General features: G+C 73.5%; 15 protein-coding genes. 6 read left to right on the top strand and 9 right to left on the bottom strand.

Annotated elements, in window-relative coordinates:
- Positions 1–194 precede the first annotated feature (194 nt).
- The gene (locus ACWGN5_RS12890; RefSeq protein ID WP_453514065.1) at positions 195–3,926 is read left to right on the top strand and encodes a choice-of-anchor D domain-containing protein; all 3,732 of its coding nucleotides are present in this window, start codon (positions 195–197) and stop codon (positions 3,924–3,926) included.
- A gap of 61 nt (positions 3,927–3,987) precedes the next feature.
- On the top strand, positions 3,988–5,325 hold the full coding sequence (locus ACWGN5_RS12885; protein WP_453514063.1) for a hypothetical protein: 1,338 nt from the start codon (positions 3,988–3,990) through the stop codon (positions 5,323–5,325).
- A 44-nt stretch (positions 5,326–5,369) separates the two neighbouring features.
- Here ACWGN5_RS12885 and ACWGN5_RS12880 read toward each other — a convergent pair whose 3' ends face one another.
- Together ACWGN5_RS12880 and ACWGN5_RS12875 are read right to left on the bottom strand one after the other, a co-directional pair.
- The gene (locus ACWGN5_RS12880) at positions 5,370–6,761 is read right to left on the bottom strand and encodes an NAD(P)/FAD-dependent oxidoreductase (RefSeq protein WP_453514060.1); all 1,392 of its coding nucleotides are present in this window, start codon (positions 6,759–6,761) and stop codon (positions 5,370–5,372) included.
- Between the two features lie 127 nt (positions 6,762–6,888).
- Entirely contained in the window at positions 6,889–7,818 is a 930-nt protein-coding gene (locus ACWGN5_RS12875; RefSeq protein ID WP_453514057.1) for a PaaX family transcriptional regulator, read from the bottom strand.
- Positions 7,819–7,975: 157 nt separating this feature from the next.
- On the opposite strand from ACWGN5_RS12875, the gene ACWGN5_RS12870 reads away from it, so the two are divergent.
- From ACWGN5_RS12870 to ACWGN5_RS12855, 4 genes are read left to right on the top strand one after another with little or no spacing between them, the layout of a single operon-like run.
- On the top strand, positions 7,976–8,887 hold the full coding sequence (locus ACWGN5_RS12870) for an SDR family NAD(P)-dependent oxidoreductase (protein ID WP_453514055.1): 912 nt from the start codon (positions 7,976–7,978) through the stop codon (positions 8,885–8,887).
- Positions 8,888–8,901: 14 nt separating this feature from the next.
- The gene (locus ACWGN5_RS12865) at positions 8,902–9,771 is read left to right on the top strand and encodes an amidohydrolase family protein (protein WP_453514195.1); all 870 of its coding nucleotides are present in this window, start codon (positions 8,902–8,904) and stop codon (positions 9,769–9,771) included.
- Between the two features lie 11 nt (positions 9,772–9,782).
- Positions 9,783–11,303, top strand: a complete 1,521-nt coding sequence (locus ACWGN5_RS12860; protein WP_453514053.1) for an acyl-CoA synthetase — start codon at positions 9,783–9,785, stop codon at positions 11,301–11,303.
- 28 nt (positions 11,304–11,331) lie between these two features.
- On the top strand, positions 11,332–11,787 hold the full coding sequence (locus ACWGN5_RS12855; protein ID WP_453514050.1) for a MaoC family dehydratase: 456 nt from the start codon (positions 11,332–11,334) through the stop codon (positions 11,785–11,787).
- 67 nt (positions 11,788–11,854) lie between these two features.
- Here the strand turns inward: ACWGN5_RS12855 and ACWGN5_RS12850 are convergent, their stop codons facing one another.
- From ACWGN5_RS12850 to ACWGN5_RS12820, 7 genes are all read right to left on the bottom strand, one after another.
- Positions 11,855–13,036, bottom strand: a complete 1,182-nt coding sequence (locus tag ACWGN5_RS12850) for a 4-hydroxybenzoate 3-monooxygenase (protein WP_453514047.1) — start codon at positions 13,034–13,036, stop codon at positions 11,855–11,857.
- A gap of 68 nt (positions 13,037–13,104) precedes the next feature.
- The gene (gene pcaDC, locus ACWGN5_RS12845) at positions 13,105–14,322 is read right to left on the bottom strand and encodes a bifunctional 3-oxoadipate enol-lactonase/4-carboxymuconolactone decarboxylase PcaDC (protein ID WP_453514044.1); all 1,218 of its coding nucleotides are present in this window, start codon (positions 14,320–14,322) and stop codon (positions 13,105–13,107) included.
- Complete coding sequence (gene pcaB / locus ACWGN5_RS12840; protein WP_453514039.1) at positions 14,319–15,710, bottom strand: 3-carboxy-cis,cis-muconate cycloisomerase; 1,392 nt, start codon at positions 15,708–15,710, stop codon at positions 14,319–14,321. The genes pcaDC and pcaB overlap by 4 nt, the downstream gene beginning before the upstream one ends.
- Entirely contained in the window at positions 15,697–16,263 is a 567-nt protein-coding gene (gene pcaG / locus ACWGN5_RS12835; RefSeq protein WP_453514036.1) for a protocatechuate 3,4-dioxygenase subunit alpha, read from the bottom strand. Before pcaG ends, pcaB begins: the two co-directional genes overlap by 14 nt.
- The gene (gene pcaH / locus ACWGN5_RS12830) at positions 16,260–17,012 is read right to left on the bottom strand and encodes a protocatechuate 3,4-dioxygenase subunit beta (protein ID WP_453514034.1); all 753 of its coding nucleotides are present in this window, start codon (positions 17,010–17,012) and stop codon (positions 16,260–16,262) included. Before pcaH ends, pcaG begins: the two co-directional genes overlap by 4 nt.
- Positions 17,009–17,650: a CoA transferase subunit B gene (locus ACWGN5_RS12825; RefSeq protein WP_453514033.1), complete on the bottom strand. Its 642-nt coding sequence runs from the start codon at positions 17,648–17,650 to the stop codon at positions 17,009–17,011. Before ACWGN5_RS12825 ends, pcaH begins: the two co-directional genes overlap by 4 nt.
- Positions 17,647–18,405 carry a CoA transferase subunit A gene (locus tag ACWGN5_RS12820; protein WP_453514032.1) on the bottom strand — a complete coding sequence of 253 codons (759 nt, stop codon included), beginning with the start codon at positions 18,403–18,405 and terminating at the stop codon, positions 17,647–17,649. Before ACWGN5_RS12820 ends, ACWGN5_RS12825 begins: the two co-directional genes overlap by 4 nt.
- Positions 18,406–18,570 lie beyond the last annotated feature (165 nt).

Below are 18,570 nucleotides of genomic sequence, written 5' to 3'. Positions count from 1 at the left end.
CACGTCTCGCTCACGTTCCGCTAACGCCCCGGAGGCCGGACGACCGGCGCGAACGGCCGTTCGCGCGCCCCCGATCGGGTGGACCCGGGGGACTTAACCCGACATCATGGCGTTCGCGCGCGAAGACCCGTACACGATGAGGCCGGCGGAGCACCCCGGTCTTCGTCCTGGTGTGTCCACGTGATGGGGGAGAGATGGCCGGCCGACTCAAGGTGATCGCCCGACTCCTGACGATGTCCCTGACGGCGGGACTGCTGGGCGGAGCGGCCGCCGGAACCGCGGTTCCCGCCCCCGACCCCACCGCTCCCTCCGCCGTCGCGGCCGCCGACCAGACCACGATCTCCCACGACAACCTGCGGACCGGCTGGGACCGGGACGAGCCGGGGCTCGCCCCCGACCAGGTGTCGAGCTCCGACTTCGGGCTGCAGTTCTCCACCAGCGTCGACGGCCAGGTCTACGCCCAGCCGCTGGTCGTGGGCCGCACCCTGGTCGCGGCCACCGAGAACAACAAGGTGTACGGCATCGACGCGGCCACCGGCGCCATCGGCTGGACGAAGGACTTCGGCGCCCCCTGGCCCGCCTCCGCGATCACCTGCGGCGACCTGGTGCCGAACATCGGGGTCACCTCGACGCCGGTGTACGACCCGGCGACCAACGCCGTCTACCTGACCGCCAAGGTGAACGACGGCCCGGACGTCCAGCACCCCAACTGGTACGTGCACGCGCTCGATCCGGCGACCGGCGCGGAACGCTCCGGCTGGCCGGTGAAGGTGACGGGCGCGCCGGTGAACGACCCGGGCCGGGCGTTCAACCCGTACACCGCAGGGCAGCGGCCCGGGCTGCTCCTCATGGGCGGTTCGGTGTACGCGGCGTTCGCCTCGCACTGCGACCGGGGCCCGTACGTCGGCTACGTCATGGGCGTGAGCACCTCGACGCGGAAGACGACGCTGTGGGCCACCGAGGACGCCTCCGCCAACGGCATGGCGGGCATCTGGATGAGCGGGGGCGGTCTCGTCTCCGACGGTCCGGGCCGGATCCTGTTCTCGACGGGCAACGGGGTCTCCCCCGCGCCGGGTCCCGGCAACCGGCCGCCGGGCCAGCTGGCGGAGTCAGTGGTGCGGCTCGGGGTGAACAGCGACGGCACGATGTCGGCGCAGGACTTCTTCAGCCCCTCCGACGCGCCGATCCTCGACCAGAACGACACCGACCTCGGCTCGGGCGGCCCGGTGGCCCTCCCGGAGCCGGCCTTCGGGACCGCCCAGTATCCGCGGCTGCTCGTCCAGATCGGCAAGGACGGACGTCTGTTCCTGCTGAACCGGGACGATCTCGGCGGGCGGAGCCAGGGCCCCGGCGGCACCGACAAGGTGCTCGGCGCGTTCGGTCCGTACGAGGGCGTCTGGGGGCATCCCGCGGTGTACGGCGGGCAGGGCGGTTACGTGTACACCATCGGCTCCAGGGGGCCGCTGCGGGCGTTCGCGTACGGGCTGACCGGCTCGGGCGCGCCGGTGCTCACCAACACGGGCAGCAGCGCGCAGACGTTCGGCTACACCTCCGGTTCGCCGGTGGTGACGTCCACCGGGACGAACCCGGGTTCCGCGCTCGTGTGGGCGGTCGCCTCGGACGGAGCGAACGGCGCCAACGGACAGCTGCGCGCGTACGACGCCGTGCCGGTGAACGGGGCGATGCGGCTGCGCTGGTCGGCGCCGATCGGCGTCGCCTCGAAGTTCTCGGTGCCGGCCACCGACGGCGGGCGGATCTACGTGGGGACGCGGGACGGGCACGTGATGGCCTTCGGCCGTCCCGCCAACGCGGCCCTCACGGGCGAGCCCGTGGACGCCGGTGCGGTCGCGGTGGGGTCGACGGGGACGGCGACGGCCACGGTCACGGCCACGCGGGACGTGACGATCAACGGGGTGAGCACGCCGGCGGGCAGCGCGTTCTCGGCGTCCTCCGCGGGGCTGCCGCGTACGCTGCGGGCCGGCGAGACCCACACCGTCCAGGTGACGTTCTCGCCGGCCGCGCCCGGTCCCGACACCTCCGCCCTGACCTTCGCCACCGATCTGGGCACGAGCGCGCTCGGCCTCACCGGGTACGGGACCCGGCCCGGGCTCGTCGCGTCCCCGGCCGCGCTCGACTTCGGCACGGTGGCCACGACGACCCGCAAGACGCTCGGCGTGACGTTCACCAACACGGGGACGGCCGGCGAGACGATCTCCTCGGTGTCCCCGCCCGCCGGCCCGTTCACCGCGTCCGACCTCCCGGCCACGGGCACGGTCGTCCCGCCGAGGCAGTCCGTCACCGTGCAGGTGGCGTACGCGCCGACGGCCGCCGGCCAGAACTCGGGGACGCTCGCCGTCACGGGGACGAACGGCACCACGTCCGTCGCCCTGAGCGGCACCGCCGTGACCGGCCGGGCGCAGCTCACCATCACGCCCACCTCGACGGACTTCGGGCAGGTCAAGGTCGGCGAGTCCGTGACGAAGACCTTCGACATCAGCAACACCGGCAACATCCCGCTCACCATCACCAAGGCGAAGCCGCCGGCGGCTCCGTTCCAGGTCAGCAATCCGATCAGCGAGGGCCAGGTCCTCGGCCCGGAGGACGTCGTCCACCAGGCCGTCACCTTCTCCCCCACGTCCATCGGCGCCGTGACGGCCGCGTACGAGCTGACCGCCGACGACGGGAGCGGTTCGCACAACGAGACTCTGACCGGCACCGGCACCGCCGGGACCACGGTCACCGTTCCCACGCCCGGTGCGGGCGGCTGGAAGCTGAACGGCTCGGCCCGGATCTCCGGCAACGACCTCCAGCTCACCCAGGCGAGCCCCTCCCAGCGGGGCTCGGCGGTCTGGCCCGTGCCGGTGCTGACCGACGGTCTGAAGGCCTCGTTCACCACGGTCATCGGCGGCGGCACCGGCGCCGACGGCATGACGTTCTCGCTCCTGGACCCGGCGAGGACCACGCCGTCCGCGCTCGGTGGTGGCGGCGGCGGCCTCGGCTACGTCGGCCTCCCGGGCACGGCCGTCGCCTTCGACACCTTCAAGAGCCCGGGCGACCCGTCGGCCAACTTCGTCGGCATCGCCACCGGGGGCAGCGGCTCGTCCCTCACCTACGCGTCGACGACGACGAGCGTGCCCAACCTGCGGTCGGGGACCCACACGGTGTCCGTCAGCGTCAGCGGCAAGACCATCACGCTCTCCGTGGACGGCACCCAGCGGCTGCGGACCACCGTCGCCTCGCTGACCCCGACCGCACTCCTCGCCTTCACCGGCGGGACGGGCAGCATCACCGACATCCACGCGGTGCGCGGCGCGTCGATCACCGCCGCCTCCTACGCCGTGCCGCCGCCGGGCCCCAACGGCTGGACGTACAACGGCAGCGCCGCGCTGTCGGGCACGAGCCTCGTCCTGACGCCGGCCCAGGCGTACCTGAAGGGCTCGGCGATCCAGGCCACCGCCGTGCCGTCCGGCCGGCTGAGGGCCCGCTTCACCGCCACCCTCTCCGGCGGCACGGGCGCCGACGGGCTCGCGCTGATGCTCCTGGACGCGAGCCGTACGACGCCCACCGCGCTCGGCGGCGGGGGCGGCGGCCTCGGCTTCAGCGGACTGAGCGGAGTGGCGGTCACCCTGGACACGTTCCGCAACACCGGGGAGCCGTCCTCGAACTTCGTGGGCGTCGCCACCGGCGGCACGGGCACGAGCCTCCGGTACGCGGCGACCTCGACGGCCGTGCCCGCGCTGCGTACCGGCAGCCATGTCATCGACGTCTACGTGACCTCCGCCGGCCGGCTCGTCGTCCTCGTCGACGGCACCCAGGTCATCGACGTGGCGGTGACGCTGCCCAGGAACGTCCTGGTCGGATTCGGCGCGGCCACCGGCGGTTTGACAGACCGTCACACCGTCACGGGAGTACGGATCGGGTACTGAGGTACCCTGCTCGCCCTTCGGAGCACGTACCCGATCTCTTCCAGTGAAGCGAGCGAGACAGATGACCGAACTGAGCCGGATATACGTGGACGAATGCCTGCGGCAGGAGGGCGGGCTCGCGACGGCGGTCGCCCGGGCCGAACTGCCTCCCGCCTTCCAGGCGGCATGGCGCTCGCACCTGCTGCCCCGGCCCTGGTTCGTCCGGGCCTCGGAGACGGCCGCGTTCGCGCGCGACCTGGAAGGTCTCTTCGACCTCCTCCTGTCGCTGCCCGAGCGGCTCTTCGACGGGGACGTCGAGCGGTACGCGGCGGAGCTCGGGTTCGAGCCGGCCCTCGTGGCGCTGCTCCGCCGGGCCGGGTCGGGCGTCCCCGCCAAGCTGGGGCGCGCCGACGCGTACCACGACGGCACCCGGTTCAGGCTGCTGGAGCTCAACCTCGGCAGCGAGGTCGGCGGGCTCGACATGGACGTCTTCAACCGGGCGCTGCTGCGCGTCCCCGAGTTCGCCGGCTTCGCGCGCGAGCACGGCCTCGGCCATGTGGACATCGCCGCCCGCATGGCCGCCGTCCTGCGCGACCGGGCCCGTCCCGCGCTGTCCGGCTCGGCGGAACCGGTGATCGGTCTGATCGAGGGACGCGGCGGCATCGGCCCGTACGGAGCGCTGATGCGCGCCACCCAGGAGGCGATGGCCGAGCAGGGCCTCGACGTCAGGATCGGTGAGATCGGTGACGTACGCGCGCGTGCCGACGGAAAACTGACCCTGGACGGTACGCCGCTGGATCTGGTGCTCCGGAACTTCGCGGCGAGCCAGCTGCTCGACGATCCGGAGGGACCGGGGGTGGCGGAGCCGTTCTTCCGCGCCCACGAGGCGGGCAGGACCGTGCTGTTCACCTCCCTGGAGAGCGGGCTCCACTCCCACAAGAGCGCCCTGGCCGTCCTGTCCGACCCGCGCTGGGCCGATGCCTTCGACGCCGCCGAACGGGCCCTGGTCGAGCGGGTCCTGCCGTGGAGCCGGGCGCTGCGCGCCTCCGGCCCCGCCGAGCTGGTCGAACTCTGCCGGGAGCGGCGGGAGCGGCTCATCCTCAAGCCCGGGGCCGGGTACGGCGGTCTGGACACGTTCGTCGGCTGGGAGTGCACGGACGCCGAGTGGGGGAAGGCCCTGGACCTCGCCGTCGAGCGCGGCGGATACGTGGCGCAGGAGCGGGTCGTGCCGCACCCCGAGCCCGTGTACGACCCGGCGACCGGCACCGTGGACGACTGGATCGCGGCCCTCGGGTTCTTCCTCACCGACGAGGGCTACGCGGGCGCGCACGCGCGCGTGAACCGTGCCGACGGGGGCGCGATCGTCGGGATGAGCAGCAACCCCGACACCCGCATGGTCGGGGTGTTCACCCACCCCTGAGCGTCGCCTCGTGAGCGGGAAGGGCGGTGCGCGGAGGGCGCGGGTCAGCTGTCGAAGCCGAGGCCGAAGCGGTCGAGGGCGCGCAGCCAGAGGTTGCGGTGGCCCTCGTTCCGGTCGGCGCGCGCCAGGGACCACTTGGTGAGGGTGATGCCGATCGAGCGGACGGGTTCGGGCGGGAACGGCAGCGGCTTGCGGCGTACGAGTTCCAGGGCGGTGCGCTCCGTGTACTCGCCCGCGAGCAGGTCGAGGAGCACGTCGGCGCCGAAGCGCGTGGCGCCGACGCCGAGGCCCGTGTATCCGGCGGCGTAGGCGACCTTGCCGTGGTGGCTCGTGTCGAAGAAGACGCAGAAACGGGTGCTGGTGTCGATGGCTCCGCCCCAGGCGTGGCTGAAGCGCACCCCTTCGAGCTGGGGAAACGTCGTGAAGAAGTGGCGGGCGAGGGTCGCGTGGGTCGCGGGCCTGCGGTCGTGCTCGGCGCGGACCGGGCCGCCGTGGTAGATCGCGTCGTAACCGCCCCAGAGGATGCGGTTGTCGGCGGAGAGCCGGACGTAGTGGAACTGGTTGGCGCAGTCCGCGAAGCCCTGGCGGCGGGTCCAGCCGACGGAGGCGAGCTGCTCGGCGGTGAGCGGCTCGGTCATCAGCGCGTAGTCGTACACGGGGACGGTGTACGGGCGGTGGCGGCGGAGCAGGGACGGGAAGGCGTTGGTGGCGAGCGCGACGCGGCGGGCGGTGATCCGGCCGTAGGGGGTGCCGACGGCGACGACGGCTCCGCGTTCGTCGAGCGAGGTCGCGGGGGTGTGTTCGTGGATGCGGACGCCGAGGTCGAGGCAGGCCCGCTTGAGTCCCCAGGCGAGCCGGGCGGGGTTGACCATGGCGACGTCGTCCCTGTTCCAGACGCCGCCGAGGAAGGTGGGCGAGTCGATCTCGGCGCGGACCGCCTCGGCGTCGAGGAGGAGGGGCTTGCCTCCGTACCGGGTGGCGGCTTCGGCCTCCTCGGCGAGGCCTTCGAGCTGGTAGGGCTCGGTGGCGACGACGAGGGAGCCGGTGCGCTCCCAGTCGCAGTCGATGTCGTACCGCCGGACGGCGTCCTCGATGCCCTGGAGGTTCTCGCGGCCGAGGCGTTCCAGGCGGCCGATCTCCTCGGGCCAGCGCTGGAGGCCGTTCGCCAGGCCGTGGGTGAGACTCGCCTCGCAGAACCCGCCGTTGCGGCCGGAGGCGGCGCCGCCGACCTCGTCCGCCTCGACGAGCACGACGTCGGCGGAGGGGTCGCGTTCCTTGGCGTTGAGGGCGGTCCACAGGCCGGTGTAGCCGCCGCCGACCACGAGGAGGTCGCAGGTGGTGCCGCCGACGAGCGCGGGGGCGGGCCGCGGTCGGCGGGGGTCGTCGAGCCAGAAGGGGGTCGGGGCGGCGTCCCGGAGCGAGCTGAGGTGGTCCATGGGTGTCCTTCGGGGTCGCGGAGACGCCCGGGCGCGGGGAGTCTCCGAAGTGCCGCCATGAGACTCCGCCGCGCACAACAAGGTCAATGGTGTTGACATAAGCGCCCCGTCGGGGGCGCCCCCGTCGTCACGCCTCCGGTTCCCAGCGGTCCAGGATCTCCTCCGCGATCCGCCGGGCCCCCGGCTCGTAGCGGGCGGAGAGCTCGCGGAAGAGGGCCTCGGCGGACTCGGCGGGCCAGTCGGGCGGCAGGTGCTCGGCGGGCAGGTGCGGGTCCTGGCGGACCAGGTCGAGCCAGTCGGTGTGGAGCAGAAGCAGCCGACCGAGGTCGTCGCGCGCCTCGCCGGAGGCGGTCCGGTCGGGAACGTCGCGGGACTCGCCGGAAGCGGTCCGGTCCGGGGTGTCCTGCGCCTCGCCGGAGGCGGCGGCCGCGCCCCAGCGGGCCAGGAAGGCGCGGTAGCCGTCGGCGATCGCGTCGACGTCGAAGGCAGTACGGAGCAGGGGGCCGGCCTCGGTCGGTGCGGCGGCCTCGCCGTGGAAGGCCCTGATACGGTCCCCCAGCCCGAGCTCGGCCGCGATGGGGGCGACGTCGACCCGGCCGGGGGCCACCCAGAGGCCGCTCTGCAGCGGGCCGAAGCCCGCCCAGACGAGCCGTGAGCGCAGGTCGTGGCGTTCCCTGCGCCAGGACTCGGGCAGCGAGAAGCCGACCAGGGTCCAGGTGCCGTCCCAGGCGCGGTTGACGGCGCCGGTGCGGTGGACCCGCTCCTGGCCGTCGGCGAGGACCTCGGCGGCGCGGGGCGTGAGCGAGAAGTACATCCTGCGCCCGCGCCGGTGCCGTTCGAGCAGTCCGCGGGCGACCATGCGGGTCAGCGTGGAGCGGACCGCGTCCTCGCCGACGTCGACCCGCGCGAAGGCGTCGATCACGCTCGCCGAGGACAGGGCGGTTCCGGTGCCGAGGACGTGGATGCCGAAGAAGGTCAGCATCAGGGACTGCGGGCGGGGCGGAGAGCCGGGTTCGGCGGCGGGTCCGGTCTCTGCGGTCGGGGCGGGCTGTGTCACGGGGACAGCGTAGGGCGGCTTCCGGGAATCCACCCCCAACATTCGGCAATTCATTGACGGCCGACACCAGAGTGCCTAACTTGTTCGCTCGACGGTGCGTGACCGGTCGCGATCCCCCGCGCCCCGCACCGCACTTCACGGGAAAGGACCCCCGTTCATGACTCATGTGGATCTCTCCGGCAAGGTCGCCGTCGTCACCGGCAGCGGCCGCGGACTCGGCCTCGCCTACGCCCGCTCACTGGCCGCCGCCGGCGCCTCGGTGGTGGTCAACGACGTCGCCACCGAGGCCGCCGTCGAGGCCGTGCGCCTGATCACCGCCGACGGCGGACGGGCCGTCGCCGAGGTGGTGCCCGTCGGCTCCACGGAGGCCGCCGAGGCCCTCGTCGCCCGTGCCGTCGACACGTACGGCCGGCTCGACGTCATGGTCACCAACGCCGGCGTCCTGCGGGACCGGGTGCTGTGGAAGATGACGGACGAGGACTTCGACACCGTCGTCGAGGTGCATCTGCGCGGCACGTTCACCTGTGTCCGCGCCGCCGTCGAGCGGATGCGCGCCCAGGGCGAGGGCGGCCGGATCGTCGTCGCCGGCTCCCCCGCCGGACAGCGGGGCAACTTCGGGCAGACCAACTACGCCGCCGCCAAGGCCGGGATCGCCGCCATGGTCCGCACCTGGGGCATGGAGCTGGCGAAGGCCGGCATCACCGCGAACGCCGTCATCCCCGTCGCCGCGACCGCGATGACGAAGACCATCCCCGTCTTCGCCCCGCACGTCGAGGCCCTGGAGCGGGACGGCGTCGCGTTCCCCGACAGCCTGCGCAAGGGCGAGGGCTTCGGCACGCCCGAGGACGTCGCCGGTCTGGTGACCTTCCTCGCCTCGGACGCGGCCGCCGGGGTGACCGGACAGTGCGTCGGCATCGGCGGAGACAAGCTCTCCCTGTGGTCGCACCCGCAGGAGGTGTCGGTGGCGTACGCCGACGGGGGCTGGAGCGCCGAGGCGATCGCGGCCGCCTGGCCGGTGACCGTCGGCCGCACCCCCGAGACCTTCGGCATCCCGGCGCCGCAGCTGTGAGCGGCCATGGTCCCCTGGACGTGGACGCGCTCGTCGCCATCGACATGCACACCCACGCCGAGGTGTCGGAGAAGGGCGGGGCCTCGCTCTCCGCCGAGCTCGACGCCGCCGCGGGCGCGTACTTCAAGGCGGAGCACCGCCACCCCACCCTGCCGGAGATCGCCACGTACTACCGCGAGCGGCGGATGGCCTGCGTGGTGTTCACGGTGGACGCGGAGTCCGCGACCGGCACCCCGCCGGTGCCGAACGAGGAGATCGCCGAGGCGGCGCTGAAGAACCCGGACGTGATCATCCCGTTCGCCGGCGTCGACCCGTACAAGGGAAAGGCGGCGGTCCGTCAGATCCGGCGTCTCGTCGAGGAGTTCGGGGTCAGGGGCTTCAAGTTCCACCCGAACATCCAGGCCTTCCACCCCAACGACCGGATGGCCTACCCGCTGTACGAGGCGATCGAGGAGTCCGGCGCGATCGCGGTCTTCCACACCGGGCAGACGGGCATCGGCGCGGGCGCCCCCGGCGGCGGGGGCATCCGGCTGAAGTACTCGAACCCGATGGACGTGGACGACGTCGCCGCCGACTTCCCCGGCATGAGGATCGTCCTCGCCCACCCGTCCTTCCCCTGGCAGGACGAGGCGCTCGCGGTGGCCACCCACAAGCCGCAGGTGTACATCGACCTGTCGGGCTGGTCGCCGAAGTACTTTCCGCCGCAGCTGGTCCGGTACGCCAACAGCCTCCTGAAGGACAAGGTGCTGTTCGGCTCCGACTTCCCGCTGCTCGCCCCGGACCGCTGGCTGGCGGACTTCGCGGAGCTCCCGATCAAGGACGAGGTCCGTCCGAAGATCCTCAAGGAGAACGCGGCCGCGCTGCTCGGTCTCACCGGACGCTGAGGGGATACCCCATGCGCAACCAGGGCACCGGCTCCTGGCCCGCCCGCCGCAACCGCAGATCGCCCCGGCGCACCGCCCTCCTGCACGAGGGCCGGGCGATCGACTACGCCGAACTCCACGACCGCTGCACCCGGTTGGCCCACGCCCTGCGGGGCGCCGGGGTCGGGCGCGGCGACCGGGTGGCGTATCTCGGCCCCAACCATCCCGCGTATCTGGAGACGCTCTTCGCGACCGGTCTCCTCGGGGCGGTGTTCGTCCCGCTCAACACCCGGCTCGCCGTACCGGAGTTGCTGCACCAGCTCACGGACTCCGGCAGCCAGGTCCTCGTGCATGCCGGGCAGTCGGCCGGGCGGGTGACGGAGCTCGCGGAAGGCGCAGCCCTCGGCACCCTCCTCGCCGTGGACGGCGGGCCGGGGGCTTCGTACGAGGAGCTGCTCGCCGCCGCGACGACGGAGCCGGTCGACGAGGAGGTGGGGCACGAGGACGTCTGCCTCATCATGTACACCTCGGGCACCACGGGCCGCTCCAAGGGCGCCGTCCTCACCCACGGCAACATCGTCTGGAACAGCCTCAACGTCCTCGTGGACACCGACCTCGCCGGCGACGAGGTGGCGCTGGTCTCCGCGCCGCTCTTCCACACGGCGGCGCTCAACATGAGCTGCCTGCCGACCCTGCTCAAGGGCGGCACGGTCCTCCTGGAGTCCTCCTTCGACCCGGACCGCACCCTCCGTCTGATCGAACACCACCGGGTGACCTGCATGTTCGGCGTGCCGACGATGTACGACGCGATGGCGGCGGCCCCCGGCTGGGCGGGTGCGGACCTGACCAGTCTGCGCACCCTGCTGTGCGGCGGCGCCCCGGTGCCGAGCCGCACCGCCTCCGCCTATCTCGACCGGGGCCTCGCCTTCGTCCAGGGGTACGGCATGACGGAGACCGCGCCGGGCGCCCTCATCCTGGACCGGGCGGACTCGCTGAGCCGGGCCGGCTCGGCCGGCGTCCCGCACTTCTTCACCGACGTACGGGTGCTGCTGCCGTCCGGCGAGGAGGCGGCGCCCGGCGAGAAGGGCGAGGTCGTCGTCGCGGGCCCGAACGTCACCCCGGGCTACTGGAACCTGCCGGAAGCGACCGCCGCGGCCTTCCGCGACGGGGGGCGCTTCCGGTCGGGCGACGTGGCCACGGTCGACGAGGACGGCTACGTGCGGCTCGTCGACCGCCTCAAGGACATGATCATCTCGGGCGGGGAGAACATCTACCCGGCCGAGGTCGAGGACGCCCTGCTCGGCCACCCGGACGTCGCCGAGGCGGCCGTCATCGGCGTGCCCGACGCCCGCTGGGGCGAGGTCGGCCGAGCCGTCGTCGTGACGCGCGCCGGGTCGACCGTCACCGAGGGCGAGCTGATCGCCCATCTGGAGGGCCGGCTCGCCCGCTACAAGATCCCGCGGAGCGTCGTCCTCGCTCCCGAACTCCCCCGCAACGCCGCCGGAAAGCTGCTCAAGGCCCCGATCCGGGCCCGCTACGGCACCGAAGCCTGACACCTCTACATTCCAAGGAGTACGCAGCATGTCCCTCACCGTCCACGGCATCGACGAGATCAAGGCCCAGGCCGGAGCCGACCTCGGCCACAGCTCCTGGGTCGAGATCGCCCAGCCCCGCGTCGACACCTTCGCCGACGCCACCGACGACCACCAGTGGATCCACGTCGACACCGAGCGCGCCGCCGCGGGCCCCTTCGGGGGCACCATCGCCCACGGCTACCTCACGCTCGCGCTGCTCATCCCGATGTGGAGCGAGCTGCTCCAGGTCGAGGGCGTGTCGATGGCCGTCAACTACGGCCTGAACAAGGTCCGTTTCCCCTCCCCCGTGCGCGTCGGCTCGAAGATCCGCACGCACGGCCGCGTGGTGTCCGTGGAGGACGTCAAGGGCGGGGTCGAGGTCGTCGTGGACCTGACCGTGGAGATCGACGGCGCCGCCAAGCCGGCGTGCGTCGCGCAGGCGGTGTACCGCTTCTTCGCCTGATCGGCTCGTACGCGGAAGGGGGCGGCTGCTCGATGCAGCCGCCCCCTTGTGGCGTGTCGACAGACCGTCAGTCGGTCCTGAATCCCACGTAGTTCTCGGCGAGAGAGGCCGAGGCGGCCTCGGAGCCGGCGAGGTAGCGCAGGTGCGACAGGCGCAGTGCGCGGTCGAAGGCGGACTCGGTCGGGTCGGCGTGGAGCAGGGTGGTCATCGTGTACGAGAAGTGCTCGGCCCGCCAGATGCGGCGCAGCGCCGTCTCCGAGTAGGCGTCGATCGCCGACTCGTCGCCCTGCGTGTGGTGGCGGGTGAGGGCCTGGGCGAGCAGGGTGACGTCGGCGACGGCCAGGTTGAGGCCCTTGGCGCCGGTGGGCGGCACGATGTGGGCGGCGTCGCCGGCGAGGAACAGGCGGCCGTGGCGCAGGGGTTCGGCGACGAAGCTGCGCATCGGGGTGATGCTCTTCTCGGTGATCGGTCCGCGCCGGAGCGTCCAGTCGCCGTCGACGGCGAAGCGGGCGCCCAGTTCGTCCCAGATCCGCTCGTCGGACCAGTTGTCGACGCTGTCGTCCGGGTCCACCTGGAGGTAGAGGCGGCTGACCTGCGGCGAGCGCATGCTGTGCAGGGCGAAGCCGCGCTCGTGGTGGGCGTAGATCAGCTCGTCGCAGGAGGGCGGGACGTCGGCGAGGATGCCGAGCCAGGAGAACGGGTACGTCCGCTCGACGACGGTGAGGAGGTCCTCGGGGAGGGAGCGGCGGCCGATGCCGTGGAAGCCGTCGCAGGCGACGACGTACGCGCACTCCAGGGTGTCCTCCGCGCCCTCGTGGCGGTAGCGGACGGTGGGCCGGTCGGTGTCGGCGCCGTCCACGGAGAGGGCCTCGGCCTCGAAGAGGACGGTTCCGCCGTCCTTGAGCCGCAGTTCGATGAGGTCCTTCACGACCTCGGTCTGGGCGTAGACCATGACGGAGCGGCCGCCGGTCAGGGACGGGAAGTCGATCCGGTGGGAACGGCGGTCGAAGCGGAGCTCGATGCCGTGGTGCTCCAGGCCCTGACGGTCCATCCGGGCGCCGGCGCCGGAGGCGCGCAGCACGTCGACGGTGTCCTGTTCGAGGATGCCGGCGCGCTGGCGGCGCTCGACGTACGCGCGGTCGCGGAGTTCGAGGACGACGCTGTCGATGCCCTGCCGGTGGAGCAGGTGGGAGAGGAGGAGTCCGGCGGGGCCGGCGCCGATGATGCCGACGGTGGTGGTGCGGGGCATGGGTGGCTCCAGGGGTGGTGGTCGGAGGGGGCGGCGGTCGTGTCCTCGGGGAGGCGGTCGGAGAGGGGTCAGCCGGCCTCGTCCTCGGCGAGGACGCGCTGGGCCGTGGCGAAGGCGGCGTTGGCGGCGGGGACGCCGCAGTAGACGGCGGAGTGCAGCAGGACCTCCCCGATGTCCTCGGGGGTGAGTCCGTTGCGCAGCGCGGCCCGGACGTGCAGGGCGAGCTCCTCCAGGTGGCCGTGGGCGACCAGGGCGGTGAGGGTGATGCAGCTGCGGGTCCGGCGGTCGAGTCCCGGGCGGGTCCAGATCTCTCCCCAGGCGCAGCGGGTGATGTAGTCCTGGAAGTCCGCGGTGAGGGCGGTCGTCCGGGCGACGGCCCGGTCGACGTGCGCGTCGCCGAGGACCGCGCGGCGGACGGCCATGCCCTGGGCGTGCCGGCTGCCGTCGTCGGCGGGGGCGCCGAAGTGGCCGAGGAGCGCGGTGAGGACGGCCTGCGGGCGTTCGGCGGGGGCCAGGTGGGAGGCCCCGGCGAGCTCCAGGAGGCCCGCGTCGGGGATGGCGTCGGCGAGCTCGCGGGCGTGGGCGGGCGGGGTGGCCGGGTCGGCGCGTCCGGCGACGACGAGCGTCGGGGCGGTGATCCGGTCGAGGGCCTCGCGCAGGTCGTACGTGGCGAGGGCGTCGCAGCAGGCGGCGTAGCCGTCCGGGTCGGCGGCGCGAAGGTCGGCGAGGAGCCGGTCGGCGGTGCGGGTGGAGGCGAAGCCGGGCGTGAACCAGCGGGACGCCATCGTCTCGGCGAGCGGTGCGGTGCCCCGGGCGCGGACGAGCGCGGCGCGCTCGCGCCAGCCTTCCGGCGCGCCGAAGCGGGCCGAGGAGCAGACGACGGCGAGGGCGGTGACCCGCTCGGGGTGGTGGACGGCGAGGTGGGTGCCGACGGCGCCGCCGAGGGAGATGCCGGCGTAGCCGAAGCGCTCGGCGCCGAGGTGGTCGGCGAGTTCGAGGACGAGGGCGGCGAGGGCGGCGACGGTGGCGGCCCCGGGGGCGGTGTCGGGCAGGGCGGCGGCCGGGGTGCCGCCGTGCCCGGGGAGGTCCCAGCGGACGACGCGGTGGTGCCGGGCGAGGGCGGCGGTCTGCGCGTCCCAGACGGCGAGGGAGGTACCGAGGGAGGGCCCGAGGATGAGGACGGGGGCGCCGGAGGGCCCGTCGACGCGGTGGTGGAGGGCGGGGGTGGTCACTCCGTTCGGGGCGTCGGGTGGCTGTGTCGTGGTGGGGCGTGGGGTGGGGGTCATGCCGGGCCTTTTCGATTGGTGGAGGGGGTTCTCCGGAGGGCTTCGTCGACGAGTTGGGGGGCTGCGCCCGTCGCGGTGGTCGGGTCCGTGAGGGTTCTGAGGTGGTCCGGCGTCACGAGGCCGGTGAGTTCCGGGGCCTCGGCGAGGACGTCCGCCAGGTGTCGGCGTTCCGTCAGAGCGCGGTGGGCCGCCGTGTCGAGGAGGCGTCGGGCGGCGGCGCGGCCCAGGAGGCCGGAGAGCTCCGCGGCCAGGCGTTCGCTCGCCACCAGGCCCCGGGTCCGGTGCAGGTTCTCCCTCATCCGGGCGGGGCGGACCTGGAGGCCCTCGGCCAGCGCGGCGAGGTGGTGGGCGGCGCCGCCGGCGAGGCGCAGGAGTTCGCGGAGGGTCTGCCATTCGGCGTGCCAGGCACCGGCCGGGCGTTCGTCCTCGGCCGCGAGCGAGCCCAGGAGGACCGCGGCGAGCGGGGGTGCCTGGCGGGCGGCCGCGGCGACGAGGGTCGCGTGGACGGGGTTGTTCTTGTGGGGCATCGCGGAGGACCCGCCGCCTTCGCCCTCGGCGAGTTCGCCGGTCTCGGTGCGGCTGAGCAGCAGCACGTCGGCGGCGGGTTTCCCGAGCGCGGCCGCGGTGAAGGCGAGGGCCGTGCCGAGGTCGGCGACCGGGGTGCGCAGGGTGTGCCAGGGCAGCGCCGGCGCCGCGAGGCCCAGCTCCCGCGCGTACGCCTCGGCGAGGGCCGGCCCGCTGCCGGGCGCGCCGGCCAGCTGCTCGAACGCCGCCAAGGTGCCCGCCGCGCCACCGAGTTGGGCCGGGAGGGTGAGCGCGGTGAGCCGGTCAGCCGCGTCGAGGGCGAGGCTGCGCCAGCCCGCCGCCTTGAGCCCGAAGGTGGTGGGGACGGCGTGCTGGGTGAGCGTCCGGCCGGCCATGGGCGTGTCGCGGTGGGCGGCGGCGAGCCGCCCGAGCGCGGCCGCGGCGCGGTGCAGCGGGGCGGTGATCAGCGGCAGGGCGCGGGCCGCGACGAGCATCGCGGCCGTGTCCATGATGTCCTGGCTCGTCGCACCCCGGTGGACGTAGGGGGCGGCGTCTTCCGGTACCACGGCGGTCAGTTCGGCTACCAGGGGGATGACCGGGTTGCCGCCGCTCCGGGCCCGGAGGGCCAGCTCGCGCGGGTCGAACCTGTCGGTGCGGCCCGCGGCCTCCGTGACGGCCGCGGCCGCCTCGGCGGGTGCGTGGCCGAGGGCCGCCTGGGCCCGGGTCAGGGCGGCCTCGGCGTCGAGCATCGCCCGGAGGAAGGCGCGGTCGCCGGTGGCCGCCTCGATGTCGGTGCCGGCGCGGACGGGGGCCAGGAGCCCGACGTCGTACGGTTCGCCGTCCTCGTACTCAGCGGAAGTCAAGGAACACCGTCTCCTCCGGCCCCTGGAGGCGGACGTCGAAGCGCAGGGTGCGGGGTCCCGACTCGGCCGCGAGCAGGGTGGCGCGCCGCTCCGGCGGCAGCGAGGCGAGCAGCGGGTCGGTCTCGGCGGCCGGGCCCGGCAGATAGATCCGGGTGAATAGGTGGTGCAGCAGCCCGCGGGCGAAGACGCAGACGGAGAGGTACGGCGCTCCGGCGGGCGGCAGGGTACGGATCGCCCACCGGCCGTCGGCGTCGGTGGCGACCCGGCCGAAGCCGGTGAAGGTGACGCCGTCCCGTCCGGCGTGGACGCCGGTGACGGGGTCCTTGCGGAGGGAGCCGGGGGCGCCGGTCCGGTCGCCGTCGGGGCCGGGCTGCCAGATCTCCAGGAGCGCGTCGGGGACGGGCGCCCCGGCTCCGTCGTACACGTGGCCGTGGACGGTGAGCGTCTCCGGGTGCCCGGCGGGGGCGATGTCGGGGCCACCGGGGAACGGCAGCGCGTACCCGTAGAAGGGGCCGACGGTCTGGGCGGGCGTGGGCTTCCTGGTCGTCGTCATCGGCCTTCCTCGATCCAGGTCGCGGCGGGTCCGTCGAGGACGATGTCCCAGCGGTAGCCGAGGGCGTGTTCGGGGGTGGTGAGGTCGTGGTCGTAGGTGGCGACGAGCCGGGCGCGGGCGGCGTCGTCGGTGACCGACTGGAGGATGGGGTCGTAGGCGAAGAGCGGGTCGCCGGGGAAGTACATCTGGGTGACGAGCCGCTGGGTGAAGGCGCTGCCGAAGAGCGAGAAGTGGATGTGCGCGGGGCGCCAGGCGTTGGTGTGGTTGCGCCAGGGGTAGGCGCCGGGGCGGATCGTGGTGAAGCGGTACGTGCCGTCGTCGTCGGTCAGGCAGCGGCCGGCGCCGGTGAAGTGGGGGTCGAGCGGGGCCGGATGCTGGTCGAGCTGGTGGGCGTAGCGTCCGGCGGCGTTGGCCTGCCAGACCTCGACGAGCTGGCCGCGGACGGGGCGGCCGGCGCGGTCGAGGATCCGTCCGGTGACGGTCATCCGCTCGCCGAGGGGTTCGCCGGCGGCGCCGCGGGTGAGGTCGGCGTCGAGCGCGGTCACGTCGGTCGCGCCGAAGACGGGTCCGGAGAGTTCGACGGCGTCGGGGTCGCGGACCGTGATCAGGGGCTGCCGGGGGTGGCGCAGGGCGCTGCTGCGGTAGGGCGGGTAGTCGCGGGCGGGGTGGTGCCGGGTCTCGCCGGAGCCGCGGTACTCCGCGCGCCGGACGTCGATCTCCTGGGAGATGTCCTTCTGGGTGGGGATCATGCTGCCGTTTCCACCTTCACGGGAGCCGCCGTCAGGCGGGTGAGGTCCTCGGGGGTGACGCCGGGGGCGGTCTCGACGAGCCGGAGTCCGTCCTCGGTGACGTCGAGGACGCCGAGGTCGGTGATGATGCGGTCGACGCAGCCGCGGCCGGTGAGCGGCAGGGAGCACTCCTCGACGATCTTGGGGGTGCCGTCCTTGGCGGTGTGCTCCATGAGGACGACGACCCGGCGGGCCCCGTGGACGAGGTCCATGGCGCCGCCCATGCCCTTGACCATGCGGCCGGGGATCATCCAGTTGGCGAGGTCGCCGCGGGCGGAGACCTGCATGGCGCCCAGGATCGCGGTGTCGATGTGGCCGCCGCGGATCATGCCGAAGGAGAGGGCGGAGTCGAAGAAAGCGGCGCCGGGCAGCACGGTGACCGTCTCCTTGCCCGCGTTGATGAGGTCGGGGTCGACCTCGTCCTCGTACGGGTAGGGGCCGACGCCGAGGAGTCCGTTCTCGGAGTGGAGGACGACGTCGACGCCGTCGGGGAGGAAGTTCGGTACGCGGGTGGGCAGTCCGATGCCGAGGTTGACGTACGAACCGTCGGTCAGCTCGCGGGCGGCGCGCGCCGCCATCTCGTCCCTGGTCCAGCTCATCGGGTGCGTACCGTCCTTCGTTCGATGCCCTTGTCGGCGGCCTGTGCGGGGGTGAGCGCGAGGACCCGCTGGACGAACACGCCCGGCAGGTGGACCTGGTCGGGGTCGAGTTCGCCGGGTTCGACGAGCTCCTCCACCTCGGCGACGGTGATCCGTCCCGCCATGGCGGCGAGCGGGTTGAAGTTGCGGGCGGCGCGGGCGAAGACGAGGTTGCCGTGGCGGTCGCCGCGGGCCGCGCGGACGAGCGCGAAGTCGGTGGTGATGCCGTGTTCGAGGACGTACGGGCGCCCGTCGTACTCCCGGGTCTCCTTGGGCGGGGAGGCGACGGCGACGGTGCCGTCCTCGGCGTACCGCCAGGGCAGTCCGCCGTCGGCGGCCTGGGTGCCGACGCCCGCGGGGGTGAAGAAGGCGGGGATGCCGCAGCCGCCGGCGCGGAGCCGTTCGGCGAGGGTGCCCTGGGGGGTGAGCTCCAGTTCGAGTTCGCCGCCGAGGTAACGGCGGGCGAACTCCTTGTTGTCGCCGATGTAGGAGCCGGTGACGCGGCTGATCCGGCCGGCCGCGAGGAGGATGCCCAGGCCTCCGCCGTCGACGCCGCAGTTGTTGGAGACGACGGAGAGGTCTCCGGGGCCGTGGGCGTGCAGGGCGCGGATGAGCACGTCCGGTACGCCGCTCAGGCCGAAGCCTCCGACGGCGAGTGAGGCGCCGTCCTCGATGTCCGCCACCGCTTCGGCGGCACTGGCGACCACTTTGTCCATGTAACGACCCGTTTCACTCGGGATTGACGCTGCGGGTGTTCGCCTGCTGAACTTGAGTTCAGTATTTTGGCGGGGGTGAGTGTCCATCCGCGCCACGGGCCGTGTCAACGGCGCGGGTACGGTTTTCCCGCGCGGCTCCCCGTGCCCGTTCCGCCCATCACCGCA

Source organism: Streptomyces sp. NPDC055815 (assembly GCF_053616475.1).
The sequence above is the reverse complement of the archived record's forward strand: the minus strand, read 5'-3'. Positions and strand labels throughout refer to the sequence as shown.